Consider the following 17,510-nt stretch of genomic DNA (forward strand, 5'->3'; position numbering starts at 1 on the left):
GCATGGTTCGCCAATAGGTATGACCGTGGTGCCACAAACTTTGTCCTGAGTGTGGATAAACGGGTCTGCGCTCGCTACCGTCTCACAGGCTCATCACAGCTACGTCCCGGCACGTTCCGTACCAGCGTGGGGAGTTCGGCATGGACAGACGCGGCTTCAACCGGCGGGTGCTGCTGGGCGGCGCGGCCGTCGCCACATCGTTGTCGCTGGCCCCGGGGCCGGCCGGCCCCGCGGGCGCCGCGACCGGTGGCACGGTGCGGACCGCCCCGGCCGGGGGCGAGGTCAGGCACCTGAAGCTGTACGCCGAGAAGCTGCCCGACGGGCAGATGGGCTACGGCCTGGAGAAGGGCGGGGCGACGGTCCCCGGCCCGCTGATCGAGCTCAACGAGGGCGACACCGTCCACATCGAGCTGGAGAACACGATGGACGTGCCGGTGAGCCTGCACGTCCACGGCCTGGACTACGAGGTCTCCAGCGACGGGACGAGGCTGAACAAGAGCGACGTCGAGCCGGGCGGCACCCGCACCTACACCTGGCGCACCCACGCGCCCGGCCGCCGCAAGGACGGCACCTGGCGGGCGGGCAGCGCGGGCTACTGGCACTACCACGACCACGTGGTGGGCACCGAACACGGCACCGGCGGCATCCGCAAGGGCCTGTTCGGCGCGGTGATCGTCCGCCGCAAGGGCGACGTCCTGCCGGACCGCACGCACACCGTCGTCTTCAACGACATGCTCATCAACAACCGACCCGCGCACTCGGGCCCGGACTTCGAGGCCACCGTGGGCGACCGGGTCGAGTTCGTGGTGATCACGCACGGCGAGTACTACCACACCTTCCACCTGCACGGTCACCGCTGGGCCGACAACCGCACGGGCCTGCTCACCGGGCCGGAGGACCCCAGTCAGGTCATCGACAACAAGATCACCGGGCCGGCGGACTCCTTCGGCTTCCAGGTGATCGCGGGCGAGGGGGTGGGCGCCGGGGCGTGGATGTACCACTGCCATGTGCAGAGCCACTCGGACATGGGCATGGTGGGGCTGTTCCTGGTGAGGAAGACGGACGGGACGATCCCGGGGTACGACCCGCACGAGGGCCACGAGTGACAGCGGCCCCCGCAGGCCGAGCAGGCGGGCGGGCTGCGGCGCGCACCGGCGGATCACGGGCGGGCGGCCGCCCTCCGGGCCGGCGCGGGGCTGCCCGCGGCCCGGCAGTCCCGCGGGTGCCGGGCGGGCCCGGCACGTCGCCGCCGTCGGTCCGGACGGCATGCGGGGCGGTGCGTCACGCCCGCGTGAGGCGGTGCGGCCGTGCGCGGCCTATGCCCCCTGCGGCGCGGTTCTGATCACCGCGAACCGGGCGCCGTACGGGTCGGCGAGCCGGGCGACGCGTCCGACGCCCTCGACGTCCGTGGCCGGCGCGCGCACCGTACCGCCCAGCTCCTCGGCCCCGGTGACCGCGGCGTCCGCGTCGGGCACCTCGAAGTACGGCAACCAGCCCGGCTCCGCCCCGGCCGGACCGCCGGACGTCGGGACGAGCCCGCCGAACATGCCGTCCTCCGCCTGGCCGGCCGGGTTGACACAGGTGTACGTGCCGCCCGGGAAGGGGACGGCCGAGGTCTCCAGGCCGAGCACGGCCCGGTAGTACGCGGCGGCGGCGGGGACGTCCGGTGTGTACAGCTCGACCCAGCACAGCGATCCGGGCTCCCCGGCCAGGTCCAGGCCCGCCCGCCGGCCGGGCTGCCAGATGCCGAACGGCACGCCGGCCCGGTCGGCGAGGATCGCCATGCTCCCCTTCCCCATGACGTCCATCGGCCGCATGAGCACACCGCCGTGCGCCTGTTCGGAGGCCGTGGCGGTGGCCTCCGCGTCCGGGCTCCGGAAGTAGACCGTCCAGGACGGCGGACCCTGCTCCGGCGTGATCTCCATGCCGCCGGCCACCGTCCTGCCGTCCAGCTGGAAGAAGCCGTAGCCGCCGGCCTCCGGCTCGGCGAACCGGAAGCGCCAGCCGAAGAGGGCACCGTAGAAGGAGGCGGCACCGTCGATGTCGGGGGTGCCGACGTCGATCCAGTTCGGGGAGCCGTCGACGAAACGGGTGGTGAGCATCATCGCCCTCCTCGGAGGAGTCCCGTTGCCTGCTCCGCCGAGTCTTGCACCGCCCACTGGCGGCCGCCGCCGGGCGAGTCGCCGGCCCGCCCGCGGGGCCGGGGCCGGGCACGGCCCGGCGTGCCGCCGCGTGTCCTCGCGCGCCGCCGTGCCCCCCGGCGCCGCGCGGGGGACCATCGGGGGGGCCGAAGGCCCTGGAGCGCCCCGTTGACCCCGCGTTGATCGAACGTTTTTCACCGCCGGGCACGATCCTGTCCATGCATGTGGAAACGATCATGTCGCCGTCCGACTTCGACTGGCAGGAGGAGGCGCTGTGCGCGCAGACCGGGGGAGACTTCTTCTTCCCCGAGCCGGGCAGTTCCGTCCGGGAGGCGAAACGGATCTGCGCGCTGTGCCCGATCCGGCCGGCCTGTCTGGACTACGCACTGGCCAACGACGAGCGTTTCGGCGTCTGGGGCGGCCTTTCCGAGAGGGAACGGCTGATGCTGCGGCGGGCGGGAGGCTGACACCGCCTCCCGCCCGTGGCGGCCGGAGCACCGCCGGTGCGGCGCGGGCGCCGTCAGCCGCCCGCGCGGGCCGCCATCCGGGCCTTGCGCGCCGCCAGCTTCTCGTCGAACTTGGCGGCTTCCGCGTCCAGTCCGCCCAAGAAGAGCCCCAGCTCCTCCTGGGCCTTGAGGCCCTCCGGGCCGAGGCCGTCGATCTCCATGACCTTCAGGTGGCGCAGCACCGGCTGGAGCACGTCGTCGTGGTGGATGCGCAGGTTGTAGACCTCGCCGATCGCCATCTGCGCGGCGGCCCGCTCGAAACCGGGGATGCCGTGGCCGGGCATGCGGAAGTTGACGACCACGTCGCGCACCGCCTGCATCGTCAGGTCGGGCGCCAGCTCGAACGCCGCCTTGAGCAGGTTCCGGTAGAACACCATGTGCAGGTTCTCGTCGGTCGCGATGCGGGCCAGCATGCGGTCGCAGACCGGGTCGCCGGACTGGTGACCGGTGTTGCGGTGCGAGATGCGGGTGGCCAGCTCCTGGAAGGCGACGTAGGCGACCGAGTGCAGCATCGAGTGCCGGTTGTCCGACTCGAAGCCCTCGCTCATGTGGGCCATGCGGAACTGCTCCAGCTTGTCCGGGTCCACGGCGCGCGAGGTGAGCAGGTAGTCCCGCATTACGATGCCGTGCCGGCCCTCCTCAGCCGTCCAGCGGTGCACCCAGGTGCCCCAGGCGCCGTCGCGGCCGAACAGGGAGGCGATCTCGTGGTGGTAGCTGGGGAGGTTGTCCTCCGTCAGGAGGTTGACGACCAGGGCGATCCGGCCGACCTCGGTGACCTTGGACTGCTCCTTGTCCCAGGCCTCGCCGTCCTCGAAGAAGCCGGGGAAGTTACGGCCGTCGCTCCACGGGACGTACTCGTGCGGCATCCAGTCCTTGGCGACCTTCAGGTGCCGGTTCAGCTCCTTCTCGACCACTTCCTCCAGTGCGTACAACAGCCGGGCATCGGTCCAGACGGCGGGGCTGCCGAGGTGCGGGGAAGTGATCGTCACGGGTACTCCAGGGGGACGTGCGGCAAGACGGAAAGCGGCCGGCGAGCGGTGCCGGAATCTACGGAATCGTAGGCTACGAAAGCGTAGGCTACGAGTCCGTAGGTTACGAGTCCGTAGGTTAAAAGTGCTGTAAAGACGCCTGATCAGCCTGGTCGGCAGGGGGCCGCCCTCGTCGGGCGACTGCCCGCCCGCCTGCTCCCGGAGGGGCGGAAGGCCCCGGAACCCGCAGGTCCCGCGGCCGCGCCGGTGGCGTTCCCACCCGTCAGGAGTACAGCTCCCGCAGCCGAACCGAGAGGCACGTCACACAGCCCTCCAGTTTCTCGAACTCACCGATGTCGACCACGACCGGCCGGTGGCCGAGGTCGGCGAGCAGTTCCGCCGTGCGCGGCGCGCTCGCCGCCATGAGCAGCTTGTTCCCGCCCAGCGGCACCACATGCGCCCCGGACTCCTCCGGCACCGGCAGGAAACGGCCGAACAGCGACGGGGTGTCCATCTTCGGGATGTGCCCGATCACCGTCCCGTCGGGCAGCGCCGTCACCGCCGACTTCAGGTGCAGCACCTTGCTCACCGGCACGGCGACGACCCGCGCGCCCAGCGGCTCGAACGCGGCCCGTACCTGCTGCACCCCGGCCGCGTTGGTGCGCCCGCCGCGGCCGACGTAGATCGTGTCGCCGACCTTCAGCACGTCACCGCCGTCCAGCGTGCCGGGCTCCCAGATCCAGTTCACCGAGCAGCCGAGGCTCGCCACCGTCTCCTCGACGGCGATCGTCTCGGCGCGGCGGGACTGGGCGCCGGGCCGCGTGATCAGGGCGACGTTCTTGTACATGACCACGGTGTCCTCCACGAACACCGAGTCGGGGCAGTCGTCGGCCGGATCGACCTCGATGGTCTCCCAGCCGTGGGTGCGCAGCGCCTCGACGTACGCCTCCCACTGCTTCACCGCGCGGTCGAAATCGACCTCCGTACGTGTGACGTGCGTGACGAGGCCTTCGGCCAGGCGGGGGCTCGGGCGGCGGATGAGGGCCTTCTTGCTGGGCACGGGGGTCTCCGTATCGGATGGGTATTTCCGGTCGTGGCCGAAACCGGTCGGGGCATCGGCGCACATCATGCAGGCCCCATTGTCGGAGAGGACGGCGCGGGGCGATGCGCACGGGGTCCCGCCCACCGCCTCACCGCGAGACCTCCACGTCCTCCCCGGCCACCTCCCCGTTCCCCTACGCCGCCTCCCGCGCCACCGCACGGACGCGTCCGCCGACGCGCCACCGCCCTGCCTCGGCCAGGCGGCCGCGGTACACCGCGGCTCGACGTCCGCGATCCTGCGCCGCACCGGCTCCGGGTGGGCGCGATACGCCGCGACACGCACCGCCGTTTCGCCGGGGGCGTGCTCCACCGGCTCGGCTCCCCGGACGCCGCCCCCGCGGCCGGCACCGGCGTGGACGTCTCCGGCGGCCGGCTGACCGCCTGACGCGCGGGCGGCACCGGGCTCGTCTCACCGGACGCCCACGACCCGCCGCAGATGCTCGGCCGTGAACGATCCCCCGGCGGCCAGCAGGTCGCGCGGGGTCCCCTCGAACACGACCCGCCCGCCGTCCCGGCCGCCGTCCGGGCCGAGGTCGACGACCCAGTCGGCGTGGGCCACCACGTCCAGGTCGTGCTCGACGACCACGACCGTGTTGCCCGCGTCGACCAGCCGGTCCAGCAGCGCCAGCAGGCCGTCCACGTCCGACATGTGCAGCCCGGTCGTCGGCTCGTCCAGGACGTACACCGCGCCGGTGCGGTGCAGCCGGGTCGCCAGCTTGATCCGCTGCCGCTCGCCGCCGGAGAGCGTCGACAGGGGCTGGCCGAGGGTCAGATAGGTGAGACCGACGTCGCGCAGGGCGCGCAGCCGCCGCCGTACGCCGGAATCGTCGAAGAAGTCCAGGGCCTGCTCGGCGGTCATCTCCAGGACGTCCGCGACGGAACGGCCGCCGACCGTCAGCCGCAGCACGTCCTCCCGGAACCGCCTCCCCTCGCACGCGTGGCACGTCGTCGTCACCGGGTCCATGAAGGCGAGGTCCGTGTGGATCACCCCGCGGCCCTCGCAGGTGGCGCAGGCGCCCGCCGAGTTGAAGCTGAACAGGCCCGCGTCGGCGCCCGTCTCCCGGGCGAAGATCCGCCGTACGGTGTCCATCACCCCCAGGTAGGTCGCGGGCGTCGACCGCGCGGAGACGCCGATGGACGACTGGTCGACGACGACGGCCTCCGGATGCGCTTCGGCCAGCTCCGCGACCAGCGTGCTCTTCCCGGACCCGGCGACCCCGGTCACCGCGGTGAGCACTCCGGCCGGGAAGCGCACGGTGACGTCCCGCAGGTTGTGCCGGCCGGCGCCCTTGACCCACAGTTCGCCGCTCGCCGCGCGGGTGCGCTCCTTCAGCCGCGTACGGCGTCCCAGGCACCGCCCGGTCAGCGTCCCGGACCGGGCCAGCTCGCGCGGGCTCCCCTCGAACACCACGCGCCCGCCCTCGGCGCCCGCGCGGGGCCCCATGTCGACGACGTGGTCGGCGAGCGCGATGACGTCCGGGTCGTGCTCCACGACCAGCACGGTGTTGCCCTTGTCGCGCAGCCGCAGCAGCAGATCGCCGAGCCGGCCGACGTCGCGCGGGTGCAGTCCGACGCTCGGCTCGTCGAAGATGTACGTCATCCCGGTCAGGCTGGAGCCCAGGTGCCGCACGGTCTTCAGCCGCTGCCCCTCGCCGCCGGAGAGGGTGGCGGTCTCCCGGTCGAGGCTGAGGTAGCCGAGGCCGATCGCCTCGATGCGCTCCAGAGCGGCCACGGCGGCGTCCGCGATCGGCCGGGCCACCGGGTCGTCGATCTCCCGCAGGACCCCGATCAGGTCGCTCACCTGCATCCGCGTGCAGTCCGCGATGGACAGTCCGTTGATCCGGGTGGCGAGCGCGGCGGCGTTCAGCCGTGCCCCGCGGCACTGTGGGCAGGTGTCCTCCACCAGGAAGCGGGCGACCAGGTCGCGGGTCTTCTGGCTGAGCGCGGACAGGTCCCGCTTTAGGTACAGGCGTTCGAACCGGTCGGCCAGTCCCTCGTAGTCGTGGGCCCAGGAGCCGCCCGAGCCCTCGATGGTGACCGTCGTGCCGCGCCCGCGCAGCAGGAACTCCCGCTCGGCGTCGGTGAACTCGCCGACCGGCTTGTGCACGTCCAGGTCGGTGGTGTTGGTGTACGTCTGCCCCTGCCAGGTGCCCGCCGCGAACGGCGGGAAGAGGATCGCCCCGCCCGCCAGCGACTTCGCGGGGTCGAGGATGCGGTCCCAGGCGGGCTGCACGGTCCGCCCGAGGCCGTCGCAGCGCGGGCACATGCCCGACGGGTCGTTGAACGAGTACGCCGTCGCGGGACCGGCGCCGGGCGTGCCGTGCCGGGAGAACAGCACCCGCAGCACCGAGTGGACGTCGGTCATGGTGCCGACGGTGGACCGCGAGTGACCCCCGATCGGCTTCTGGTCGACGACGATCGCGGGCGACAGGTCACGCACCGCCTCCGCCTGCGGCCGCTCGTACTTGGGCAGCCGGTTGCGCACGAACCAGCTGAACGTCTCGTTCAGCTGGCGCTGCGACTCGACCGCGATCGTGTCGAACACCACCGACGACTTCCCCGATCCCGAAACGCCGGTGAACACGGTCAGCCGGCCCTTCGGGATGCGCAGGGTGACGTCCTTGAGGTTGTTCTCCCGGGCTCCGACGATGCTGATGAACTCGCTCATGCCCCAGAAGCTAGGCGGGATACCCGACAGCTTCCGGCGTGGTTTCCGTGAGTTCCCCGTCCAGCACCAGCCACCGCGTGATGCCGATGGACGCCAGGAACGGCAGGTCGTGGCTGGCCACGATCAGCGCCCCCTCGTACGACTCCAGGGCCGTCACGAGCTGGCGTACGCTCGCCATGTCCAGGTTGTTCGTCGGCTCGTCCAGCATCAGCAGCTGCGGCGCCGGCTCCGCCAGCATCAGCGCGGCCAGCGTCGCCCGGAAGCGTTCGCCGCCGGACAGGGTGTCCGCCTTCTGGTCGGCCCGCGCGCCCCGGAACAGGAAGCGCGCCAGCCGCGCCCGGATCCGGTTGTCGGTGGCGCCCGGCGCGAACCGGGCCACGTTCTCGGCGACGGTCAGCCCGCCGTCGAGGACGTCGAGGCGCTGCGGCAGGAACCGCAGCGGGACGTGCGCCGTCGCCTCGCCCGACACCGGTGCCAGCTCGCCCGCGACGGTCCGCAGCAGCGTCGTCTTGCCCGCGCCGTTGCGGCCGATCAGCGCGATCCGCTCCGGCCCCCGCACATCGAGACCGCCCGTCACGCGCGCGCCGTACGCCAGTTCCAGCTCGCGCAGGGTGAGCACGCCGCGGCCCGGCGGAACGGCGGTGTACGGCAGGTCGACGCGGATCTCGGCGTCGTCCCGGACGGCCTCCACCGCCTCGTCGAGCCGTTCCCGGGCCTCGGCGAGCTTCTCCTCGTGCATGATGCGGTGCTTGCCGGCCGACACCTGGGCCTGCCGCTTGCGCTCGCCCATGACGACCTTCGGCTCGCGTTTGCTGTCCCACATCTTCTGCCCGTACCGCTTGCGGCGGGCCAGCTTGACCTGGGCGTCGGCCAGCTCCCGTTTCTGCTTGCGCAGGTCGGACTCGGCGACCCGCACCATGCGTTCGGCCGCCTCCTGTTCGACGGCGAGTGCCTCCTCGTACGCCGAGTAGTTGCCGCCGTACCAGGAGATCTCCCCGGAGCGCAGATCGGCGATCTGGTCGACGCGTTCGAGGAGTTCACGGTCGTGACTGACCACGACCATCACGCCCGGCCAGGACTCGACGGCCGCGTACAGCCGCCGCCGCGCGTACAGGTCGAGGTTGTTCGTCGGCTCGTCCAGCAGCAGTACGTCCGGGCGGCGCAGCAGCAGCGCGGCCAGCCGCAGCAGCACCGACTCGCCGCCGGACACCTCGCCCGTGGTGCGGTCCAGGGCGATGTGGCCGAGGCCGAGTTCGCCGAGGGTGGCCAGGGCGCGCTCCTCGACGTCCCAGTCGTCGCCGACCGTCTCGAAGTGCTCCTCGGACGCGTCGCCGGCCTCGATGGCGTGCAGGGCGGCCCGCCGCTCGGCGATGCCCAGCACCCGGTCGACCCGCAGGGTGGTGTCCAGCGTGACGTTCTGCGGGAGGTAGCCGACCTCGCCCGCGATCCGCACGGTGCCGTCGGTCGGGGTCAGCACTCCGGCGATCAGCTTCAGCAGGGTGGATTTCCCGGATCCGTTGACGCCGACGAGCCCGGTGCGGCCGGGGCCGAAGGAGGCGTCGAGGCCGTCGAAGACGGCGGTGCCGTCGGGCCAGGTGAAGGAGAGGGACGTACAGCTGACGGACAAAGGCATACGGGCCTCCGCGGTTGCGTGATGCGGTCGGGGCGAACGCGTGGGAGACACCGGGAGGCGGCGACCGTCGCGGGGGAACCGCGGGGAGGGGGCGGCGAGGGCTCCGGGCGCCCCCGGGAATCCGGGGGGCCGGGCAGCCTTGGGCGGAGGAGGAGCCCTGCTCGTCGGGGACGGCTCGAACACCGAGGTCGCACGCGGCGCGCACACCTCACAGGGGTGTGGCGCGGTGTCTCAGGACCTCAGAGGAGCAACGTCCTTCTCCTATCGACGGCAACAGGACCGCTGAACACCGTAGGAAGGGCCGGAACGGCTGTCAACGCCTTTTCGCCGCCGTCCGCCCGCGCCGCGGGGTCAGCGGCCGCCCCGCATCAGCTCCGCCAGATCGTGGTCCAGGTCGAGCTGGAGGTGCTCCAGGCCCACGGGCACCAGCTCGTCCGTGGCGGCGAGGAAGCGGCGCAGCTCCCCGGAGCGGACGTGCACCACGGCGGTGCCCTCGGGGGCGTGGAACTCCAGGACCGTGCGGTCGTACCCGTACGGCCGCACCCGCACGTCACCGTCTCCCTCGGGCTGCTCCATCCCCGCGGCGAGGAGTTCGCGGGAGAAGGTCCAGCAGACGTCCACGCCCTCCAGGGTGGCCGGGGCCGGGAAGGTCATGCGGACGGCGAAGGGATCGCGCCGGTCGTAGTGCAGCGTGGCGGAAATGCTCGGCATCCGCGGCGCGACGGCGACGAGACGGGCCTCTACGGACTGCTCGATGACGGTGGACAACGCCTGCTCCCTCGTGACGGCTGGACGGACTGACGGGCGGATCGTGCCGGGTACGGGAAAAGACGACGGAATGAGCCGCTCCGTGCACACGTCGACCGAGTGACCTCTGTCACCGTCACCATGCACCGGAGTGACGCGGTTCTCTCCGCGCGCCGTACGCCCGGCGGCACGCCGGGTCATATGTCGCGTTCATCCGTGACGTGGGAACCCGTTCGCCGAGCGGGAGGGGGGCGAACGGACGTGCCGTGCGATCCGCGGGCGCCGGGGCCCGTACGCTCGACCGCACCATGACGACCGACCCCAGCATCACGACCGTGAGCGTTCCCGCGGACTGGCCCGTGACGGAGGAGCAGGCCCGCGCCGTCCAGGAGGAGCTGCGCGGGAGGGTGGTGCTCGACGAGCCGGGACCGCCGCCCGGGACCGGCCACGTCACCGGGGTGGACGTGGCCTACGACGACGAGCGGGACCTGGTCGCCGCCGCGGCCGTCGTCCTGGACGCCGCGACCCTCGCCGTCGTCGCCGAGGCCACCGCCGTCGGACGCGTCCCCTTCCCCTACGTCCCCGGCCTGCTCGCCTTCCGCGAGATCCCGGCCGTCCTCGCCGCCCTGGACGCCCTGCCCTGCCCTGCCGGACTCGTCGTCTGCGACGGCTACGGTCTCGCCCACCCGCGCCGCTTCGGCCTCGCCAGCCACCTCGGCGTGCTCACCGGACTGCCCACGATCGGCGTGGCCAAGAACCCGTTCACCTTCGCGTACGCCGAACCGGACGCACCGCGCGGCAGCACCTCCCCGCTGCTCGCGGGCACCGAGGAGGTCGGCCGCGCCCTGCGCACGCGGGACGCCGTCAAGCCGGTCTTCGTCTCCGTCGGCCACCGCGTCGGCCTGGGCAACGCCTGCGCGCACGCGCTCGCGCTGACCCCCGCCCACCGCCTGCCGGAGACCACGCGCCGGGCGGACGCCCTGTGCCGCGCGGCGCTGCGCGCGGCCTCCCGGCCGGCCTGACCGCCACGTCCGCCGGGCCGGGGGGCGCCCGGCCCGCTCGGGAGGTTCCCCGATCCGCCGGCCGCCCACCTCCCGCTGCGCCGAGCCGTGGACGGCAGGCCCGGCCGACGGCAGGCGGAAGGGAGCGGGGCAGTCCCGGATCCGGGGAGGACGGGCCGCCGGTCAGCGGACCGCGGCCAGCCGGAAGCCGATCCCCGCCGCCCGCAGCCGTCCGATCAGCGCGTCCCCCATCGCCACGGCCGGGGTGACCTGCCCCGCTGTCGCAGGCAGGTCGTCGAAGGCCAGGGACAGGGCGGCCTCGGCGAACATCTTCGCCGTCTCGTCGTACCCGGGGTCGCCGCCCGTGACCTCCGTGAACACGCGCCGCCCGCCGCCCTCGCCGACGAAGCGGACCGTGAACCGGCTCCGCGCCCGGCGCCGCGGCCCGGGCCCGTCGCCGGGCCGGACCAGGCCGGAGAGCCGGCGCCGCGCGGCCGGCAGCTGGGCCGCCGCCACCAGGGCGCCGAGGGCCGCGACCCCGGCCGCCGCGACCGGCAGGCGACGTACGGCCGCGTAGTGGCGGTAGCGGAAGTCGGGGCCGTAGCGGGCCAGCGCCCGCGCGGAACGCCGTACGACCTGCGGGTCGACGGTCGGCAGCGGCAGCGCCCACGCGCCGACCTCCCCGGCGAACCGCGGTGTCCCCGTCGGCGTCGTCACCCGGCGCCCCACCAGCCGCGGTTCGTGCCGCCGGCGGTCCCGCGCGGCGGCCCGCACCTGCCGCAGGCGCGCGAACTGCCCCAGCGCGGAGGCGAACGTGCCGCCCGAGAAGGAGGCGTGCGCGGTCACGAACCCGTCCACGGTCAGCGGCACGCCCTCGGGCAGTTGCCGGACCGTGAAGTACACGCCCAGATCGTGCGGGACCGAGTCGAAACCGCACGCGTGCACCAGCCGCGCGCCGGTCTCCCGCGCGCGTGCGTCATGGCGGACGTACACCAGGTCGAGGAATTCGGGCTCACCCGCGAGATCGAGGCAATCCGTGCCGCTGTCGGCGCAGGCGGCGACGAGCTCCTCCCCGTACGCCACATAGGGACCCACCGTCGTGGCCACCACGCGTGCGCGGCGGGCGAGTTCCCGCAACGAGGCCGGGTCCGAGGCGTCCGCCCGCAGGAGGCCTGGCTCCGCGCCGCCCGGCCACCGGGCGGACAGCCGCTCCCGCAGCCGCCGGAGCCCGTCCTCATTGCGTCCGGCGACCGCCCAGCGCAGCCCCTGGGGCGCGTGGGCGGCGAGGTACTCCGCGGTGAGTCCACCGACGAAGCCGGTCGCCCCGAAGAGCACGATGTCGTACGGGCGGTCCGTCCTGTCCATCCCGCTCATGACACTCCCTGGTCTCCCTGCCACCACCGGACCGCACCACGCGCCGTTGTCGGTGGCCGAGGCTAGCGTGGGGAGTGCCGGGTTTCGACGGCGGACCGGAGGATCACGGCTAAGCGCTTGCTTTCCCAGGCCCTTGTGCCGGTGGGAACACGTTCCTAGCATCGCTGGTGCTCCATCATGTGTGTCACAGAGCTGGGGGCTCGATGACAGAGGCGAAGACGCCGGGGGACGGCCCGCTCGCGGGCGTGCGCGTGGTCGAGCTGGCCGGCATCGGCCCCGGCCCCTTCGCCGCCATGCTCCTCGCCGACCTGGGCGCCGACGTGGTCCGTGTCGACCGCCCCGGCGGCCCCGGCCTGGTGATCGACCCCGCCCGCGACGTCACCCAGCGCAACAAACGCTCGGTGATCGTCGACCTGAAGTCCCCGGACGGCCCCGCCCGCGTCCTCGACCTGGCCGCCCGCGCCGACATCCTCGTCGAGAGCTTCCGGCCCGGCGTCGCCGAGCGCCTCGGCGTCGGCCCCGAGCCGTGCCACGCCCGCAACCCCCGCCTGGTCTACGGCCGCATGACCGGCTGGGGCCAGCAGGGCCCGCTCGCCCCCCGCGCGGGGCACGACATCGCGTACATCGCGCTCACCGGCGCCCTCGGCATGATCGGCGAGCCGGACCGGCCGCCCGCCGTCCCCGCCAACCTCCTCGGCGACTACGCGGGCGGTTCCCTCTACCTCGTCGTCGGCGTCCTCGCCGCCCTGCACCACGCGCGTGCGACCGGCACCGGACAGGTCGTCGACGCGGCCATCGTCGACGGCACCGCCCACCTCACCGCGATGATCCACGGCATGCTCGCCGCCGGCGGCTGGCAGGACCGGCGCGGCGTCAACCTCCTGGACGGCGGCTGCCCGTTCTACGGCACCTACGAGACGGCCGACGGCCGGCACATGGCGGTCGGCGCGCTGGAGCAGCGGTTCTACGACGAGTTCACGCACCTCCTCGGCATCCCGGACCAGGCACCGGCCCGCGACGACCCGGCCCGCTGGGGCGAACTGCGCGAGGCGATCGCCGCCCGCTTCAAGACCCGCACCCGGGACGAGTGGACGGCCGTCTTCGAAGACTCCGACGCGTGCGTGGCCCCCGTCCTGTCACTGCGCGAGGCCCCGCACCACCCCCACCTCGCCGCCCGCTCCACCTTCACCGGCCACGACGGCCTCACCCAGCCCGCCCCCGCCCCCCGCTTCTCCGCGACCCCCACCGCCGTCCGCACCGGGCCGGCCCTGCCGGACGCCGACACCGAGGCCGTCGCCCGCGACTGGGACGTGCCCCGGCTCCTGACCGCCCGGCTGCCGAACCCGTGAGCGCCGAGCCGCCCGACCCCCCTCAGCGAAAGGCCCCCCAGTGACCACCGAAGCGTACGTCTACGACGCGATCCGCACCCCGCGCGGGCGCGGCAAGGCCAGCGGCGCCCTGCACGGCACCAAGCCCGTCGACCTGGTCGTCGGCCTCATCCACGAGATCCGCGCCCGGTTCCCGGGCCTGGACCCGGCCGCCGTCGACGACGTCGTGCTCGGCGTCGTCGGCCCGGTCGGCGACCAGGGCTCCGACATCGCCCGCATCGCCGCGATCGCCGCCGGACTGCCGGACACGGTGGCCGGAGTACAGGAGAACCGCTTCTGCGCCTCGGGCCTGGAGGCCGTCAACCTGGCCGCCGCCAAGGTGCGTTCCGGCTGGGAGGACCTCGTCCTCGCGGGCGGGGTGGAGTCCATGTCCCGGGTGCCGATGGCCTCCGACGGCGGCGCCTGGTTCAACGACCCGATGACCAACCTCGCCACCAACTTCGTGCCGCAGGGCATCGGCGCCGACCTGATCGCCACCATCGAGGGCTTCTCCCGCCGCGACGTCGACGAGTACGCGGCGCTGTCCCAGGAACGGGCGGCCACCGCCTGGAAGGAGGGCCGCTTCGAGCGGTCCGTCGTGCCGGTGCGGGACCGCAACGGCCTGGTCGTCCTCGACCGCGACGAGCACATGCGCCCCGGCACCACCGCCGACTCCCTCGCGGGGCTCAAGCCGTCCTTCGCCGACATCGGCGAACTGGGCGGCTTCGACGCCGTCGCCCTCCAGAAGTACCACTGGGTCGAGAGGATCGACCACGTCCACCACGCGGGCAACTCCTCCGGCATCGTCGACGGCGCCGCCCTGGTCGCCATCGGTTCGAAGGAGACCGGCGACCGGTACGGGCTCACCCCCCGCGCGCGGATCGTCTCCGCCGCCGTCTCCGGCTCCGAGCCCACCATCATGCTCACCGGCCCCGCCCCCGCCACCCGCAAGGCGCTCGCCAAGGCCGGGCTGACCGTCGACGACATCGACCTGGTCGAGATCAACGAGGCGTTCGCGGCGGTCGTCCTGCGCTTCGTGCGGGACATGGGCCTGTCCCTGGACAAGGTCAACGTCAACGGCGGCGCGATCGCCCTCGGCCACCCCCTCGGTGCCACCGGCGCGATGATCCTCGGCACGCTCGTGGACGAACTGGAACGCCAGGACAAGCGGTACGGCCTGGCCACCCTGTGTGTCGGCGGCGGCATGGGCATCGCCACCGTCGTCGAACGCCTCTGACCCCCTCCCGACGGATCACCTGGAGCACACCCCCATGAGCACCGAGTCCACCACCATCCGCTGGGAGCAGGACGACACCGGCGTCGTCACCCTCGTCCTCGACGACCCGGACCAGTCCGCCAACACCATGAACCGGGCGTTCAGGGAGTCCCTCGCCGCGGTCGCCGACCGCCTGGAGGCCGAGAGGGACGCCGTCCGGGGCGTGATCGTCACCTCCGCCAAGAAGACCTTCTTCGCCGGCGGCGACCTGCGCGATCTGATCCGGGCCACCCCCGACACCGCGCAGGAGCTGTTCGACGGCGGCATGGCGGTCAAGCGGAACCTGCGCCGCATCGAGACCCTGGGCAAGCCGGTCGTCGCCGCCATCAACGGCGCCGCGCTCGGCGGCGGCTACGAGATCGCCCTGGCCTGCCACCACCGGGTCGCCCTCGACGCGCCCGGTTCGAGGATCGGCTGTCCCGAGGTCACCCTCGGCCTGCTCCCCGGAGGCGGCGGCGTCGTCCGCGCCGTCCGCCTGCTCGGCATCACCGACGCCCTGCTGAAGGTCCTCCTCCGGGGCACCCGGTACACCCCGCGCCGCGCCCGGGAGAACGGCCTGGTCGACGAGGTGGCCGACAGTCCCGAGGAGCTGCTGGCCAAGGCCCGCGCCTTCATCGACGCGCACCCCGAGTCCGCCCAGCCCTGGGACCGCCCCGGCTACCGCATCCCCGGCGGCACGCCGAGCGACCCGACGTTCGCGGCCGGCCTGCCCGCCTTCCCGGCCAACCTGCGCAAGCAGACGAACGGCGCCCCGTACCCGGCCCCGCGCAACATCCTCGCCGCCGCCGTCGAGGGCGCCCAGGTCGACTTCGAGACCGCACAGGTCATCGAGGCCCGCTACTTCGTCGAGCTGGCCACCGGGCAGATCTCGAAGAACATGATCCAGGCGTTCTTCTTCGACCTCCAGGCCGTCAACTCCGGCGCCGGCCGCCCGCGCGCCGTCGAGCCCCGCCAAGTCCGCAGGGCCGCCGTCCTGGGTGCCGGGATGATGGGCGCGGGCATCGCCTACGCGTGCGCCCGCGCGGGCATCGACGTCGTCCTGAAGGACGTCTCCCTGGAGGCCGCGGTCAAGGGCAAGGGCCACTCCGAGGAGCTGTGCGACAAGGCCGTCGCCAAGGGCCGCACCACCCGGGAGGAGGCCGACGCGCTGCTCGCCCGCATCACGCCCACCGCCGAGGTGCAGGACCTCGCGGGCTGTGACGCGGTCATCGAGGCCGTCTTCGAGGACACCGCCCTGAAGCACAAGGTGTTCCAGGAGGTCCAGAACGTCGTCGCCCCCGACGCCCTGCTGTGCTCCAACACCTCCACCCTGCCCATCACCACGCTCGCCGAGGGCGTGGAGCGCCAGGCCGACTTCATCGGGCTGCACTTCTTCTCGCCCGTCGACAGGATGCCGCTCGTCGAGATCGTCAAGGGCGAGCGGACGGGGGAGGAGGCACTGGCCCGCGCCTTCGACCTCGTGCGGCAGATCGACAAGACGCCGATCGTCGTCAACGACTCGCGCGGCTTCTTCACCTCCCGTGTCATCGGCCGCTTCCTCGACGAGGGCGTGGCGATGGTCGGCGAGGGCGTCGAGCCCGCGTCGGTGGAGCAGGCCGCCGCCCAGGCGGGCTACCCGGCCAAGGTGCTGTCCCTGATGGACGAGCTCACGCTCACCCTGCCCCGCAGGATCCGGGCCGAGACGAGGCGGGCCGTGGAGGAGGCGGGCGGCACCTGGACCCCGCACCCCGCCGAGGCCGTCGTCGACCGCATGGTGGACGAGTTCGGCCGCACCGGCCGCAGCGGCGGCGCCGGCTTCTACGACTACGGGGACGACGGCCGGCGCACCGGCCTGTGGCCGGGTCTGCGGGAGCACTTCACCGAGCCGGGGTACGAGATCCCGTTCCGGGACATGCAGGAGCGCATGCTGTTCTCCGAGGCCCTGGACACCGTCCGGCTGCTGGAGGAGGGCGTGCTGACCTCCGTCGCCGACGCCAACGTCGGCTCGGTCCTCGGCATCGGCTTCCCCGGCTGGACCGGGGGAGTGCTCCAGTACATCAACGGCTACGAAGGGGGCCTTCCCGGCTTCGTCGCCCGCGCGCGGGAGCTGGCCGAGCGCTACGGCGAGCGGTTCACGCCGCCCGCGCTGCTGGTGGAGAAGGCGGAGAAGGGGGAGGTCTTCACGGACGGCCGCTGAGGCCGCCGGGCCTCCCAGGACCCCGGGGCTTCCGGGCCCCTGTGGCTCCTGAGCCCCCGGAGACCCGGGACCCCGGAGCCCCTCCGCGCCGCCTCGACCCCGGTGTCACCGCCGAGCCGCTCCCGCAGCTCCTCCCGCGGTGCCCGCGGGGCCGCCGTCCCCACGGTGTCCGGTGCCCGGGAGGCGACGACCGCGCCGTGCGGGGCCGGGTCCCGGGCGGTCAGGCCCGGCGGCAGCCCCCGCAGACGGCGTCCGATCGCGGCGACCGTCATGCCCCGGCGCCGGAACTCCTCGATCAGCGCCAGCCCGGCCGGGTGCTCCCGCCCCACCGCACCGCCCGGCGCGCGGACCGGGCCCCGGAGGCGGCAGCGGGCCCTCGGTTCCGTGGACGCGGACCGTGCGCACCGTGGCACCGCCCGCGCGGCGAACTCGTCGATCGGGAGGGCCGGCGCCACGGTGCCGGTCGTCATGCGCAGCGATGCCGCTGTCTCACCCGTACCGCGAGACCTCGCACGTCACCTGTGTGACCGGGCCGTGAAGGCAGGGCGTCCG

General features: G+C 73.4%; 15 protein-coding genes. 7 read left to right on the plus strand and 8 right to left on the minus strand.

All coding sequences use genetic code 11. The annotated features are described in order from the left end of the window. The first annotated feature begins 140 nt into the window (after window positions 1-140). On the plus strand, window positions 141-1,106 hold the full coding sequence (locus ACSU6Z_RS25760) for a multicopper oxidase domain-containing protein (protein WP_437049149.1): 966 nt from the start codon (window positions 141-143) through the stop codon (window positions 1,104-1,106). 210 nt (window positions 1,107-1,316) lie between these two features. Here the strand turns inward: ACSU6Z_RS25760 and ACSU6Z_RS25765 are convergent, their stop codons facing one another. Further along, window positions 1,317-2,102 (minus strand): VOC family protein, encoded by a 786-nt coding sequence (locus tag ACSU6Z_RS25765; protein WP_437049151.1) that lies wholly within the window; start codon window positions 2,100-2,102, stop codon window positions 1,317-1,319. Between the two features lie 257 nt (window positions 2,103-2,359). On the opposite strand from ACSU6Z_RS25765, the gene ACSU6Z_RS25770 reads away from it, so the two are divergent. Beyond that, on the plus strand, window positions 2,360-2,608 hold the full coding sequence (locus ACSU6Z_RS25770; protein ID WP_437049152.1) for a WhiB family transcriptional regulator: 249 nt from the start codon (window positions 2,360-2,362) through the stop codon (window positions 2,606-2,608). A gap of 53 nt (window positions 2,609-2,661) precedes the next feature. Here ACSU6Z_RS25770 and ACSU6Z_RS25775 read toward each other — a convergent pair whose 3' ends face one another. Both ACSU6Z_RS25775 and ddaH read right to left on the minus strand, forming a co-directional pair. Then, window positions 2,662-3,636, minus strand: coding sequence for an acyl-ACP desaturase (locus ACSU6Z_RS25775; RefSeq protein ID WP_437049153.1), 975 nt, complete (start codon window positions 3,634-3,636; stop codon window positions 2,662-2,664). A 262-nt stretch (window positions 3,637-3,898) separates the two neighbouring features. After that, on the minus strand, window positions 3,899-4,675 hold the full coding sequence (gene ddaH / locus ACSU6Z_RS25780) for a dimethylargininase (RefSeq protein WP_437049155.1): 777 nt from the start codon (window positions 4,673-4,675) through the stop codon (window positions 3,899-3,901). A 297-nt stretch (window positions 4,676-4,972) separates the two neighbouring features. Between ddaH and ACSU6Z_RS25785 the strand changes: the two genes are divergently transcribed. Beyond that, window positions 4,973-5,101 (plus strand): hypothetical protein, encoded by a 129-nt coding sequence (locus tag ACSU6Z_RS25785; RefSeq protein ID WP_437049156.1) that lies wholly within the window; start codon window positions 4,973-4,975, stop codon window positions 5,099-5,101. Window positions 5,102-5,125: 24 nt separating this feature from the next. On the opposite strand, the gene ACSU6Z_RS25790 is transcribed toward ACSU6Z_RS25785, so the two are convergent. From ACSU6Z_RS25790 to ACSU6Z_RS25800, 3 genes are all read right to left on the minus strand, one after another. Next, window positions 5,126-7,384: an ATP-binding cassette domain-containing protein gene (locus ACSU6Z_RS25790; protein ID WP_437049158.1), complete on the minus strand. Its 2,259-nt coding sequence runs from the start codon at window positions 7,382-7,384 to the stop codon at window positions 5,126-5,128. Between the two features lie 10 nt (window positions 7,385-7,394). Further along, window positions 7,395-9,017 carry an ABC-F family ATP-binding cassette domain-containing protein gene (locus ACSU6Z_RS25795; protein ID WP_437049160.1) on the minus strand — a complete coding sequence of 541 codons (1,623 nt, stop codon included), beginning with the start codon at window positions 9,015-9,017 and terminating at the stop codon, window positions 7,395-7,397. Window positions 9,018-9,368: 351 nt separating this feature from the next. After that, window positions 9,369-9,785, minus strand: a complete 417-nt coding sequence (locus ACSU6Z_RS25800) for an SsgA family sporulation/cell division regulator (protein ID WP_437049161.1) — start codon at window positions 9,783-9,785, stop codon at window positions 9,369-9,371. Window positions 9,786-10,090: 305 nt separating this feature from the next. Between ACSU6Z_RS25800 and ACSU6Z_RS25805 the strand changes: the two genes are divergently transcribed. After that, complete coding sequence (locus ACSU6Z_RS25805; protein ID WP_437050488.1) at window positions 10,091-10,786, plus strand: endonuclease V; 696 nt, start codon at window positions 10,091-10,093, stop codon at window positions 10,784-10,786. Between the two features lie 162 nt (window positions 10,787-10,948). Here ACSU6Z_RS25805 and ACSU6Z_RS25810 read toward each other — a convergent pair whose 3' ends face one another. Next, entirely contained in the window at window positions 10,949-12,139 is a 1,191-nt protein-coding gene (locus tag ACSU6Z_RS25810; protein ID WP_437049163.1) for a saccharopine dehydrogenase family protein, read from the minus strand. Between the two features lie 203 nt (window positions 12,140-12,342). Here ACSU6Z_RS25810 and ACSU6Z_RS25815 point away from each other — a divergent pair, with 203 nt between their 5' ends. The 3 genes from ACSU6Z_RS25815 to ACSU6Z_RS25825 are packed head-to-tail and all read left to right on the plus strand — an operon-like array spanning window position 12,343 to window position 16,958. Then, on the plus strand, window positions 12,343-13,488 hold the full coding sequence (locus ACSU6Z_RS25815) for a CaiB/BaiF CoA transferase family protein (RefSeq protein WP_437049165.1): 1,146 nt from the start codon (window positions 12,343-12,345) through the stop codon (window positions 13,486-13,488). 40 nt (window positions 13,489-13,528) lie between these two features. Then, window positions 13,529-14,743, plus strand: coding sequence for an acetyl-CoA C-acetyltransferase (locus ACSU6Z_RS25820; RefSeq protein ID WP_437049166.1), 1,215 nt, complete (start codon window positions 13,529-13,531; stop codon window positions 14,741-14,743). 34 nt (window positions 14,744-14,777) lie between these two features. Next, window positions 14,778-16,958, plus strand: a complete 2,181-nt coding sequence (locus ACSU6Z_RS25825) for a 3-hydroxyacyl-CoA dehydrogenase NAD-binding domain-containing protein (protein WP_437049168.1) — start codon at window positions 14,778-14,780, stop codon at window positions 16,956-16,958. On the opposite strand, the gene ACSU6Z_RS25830 is transcribed toward ACSU6Z_RS25825, so the two are convergent. After that, window positions 16,880-17,428 (minus strand): hypothetical protein, encoded by a 549-nt coding sequence (locus tag ACSU6Z_RS25830; protein WP_437049170.1) that lies wholly within the window; start codon window positions 17,426-17,428, stop codon window positions 16,880-16,882. The genes ACSU6Z_RS25825 and ACSU6Z_RS25830 overlap by 79 nt on opposite strands. Between the last annotated feature and the right edge of the window lie 82 nt (window positions 17,429-17,510).

The organism is Streptomyces sp. enrichment culture (assembly GCF_964273145.1).
Taxonomy (GTDB): Bacteria; Actinomycetota; Actinomycetes; order Streptomycetales; family Streptomycetaceae; genus Streptomyces.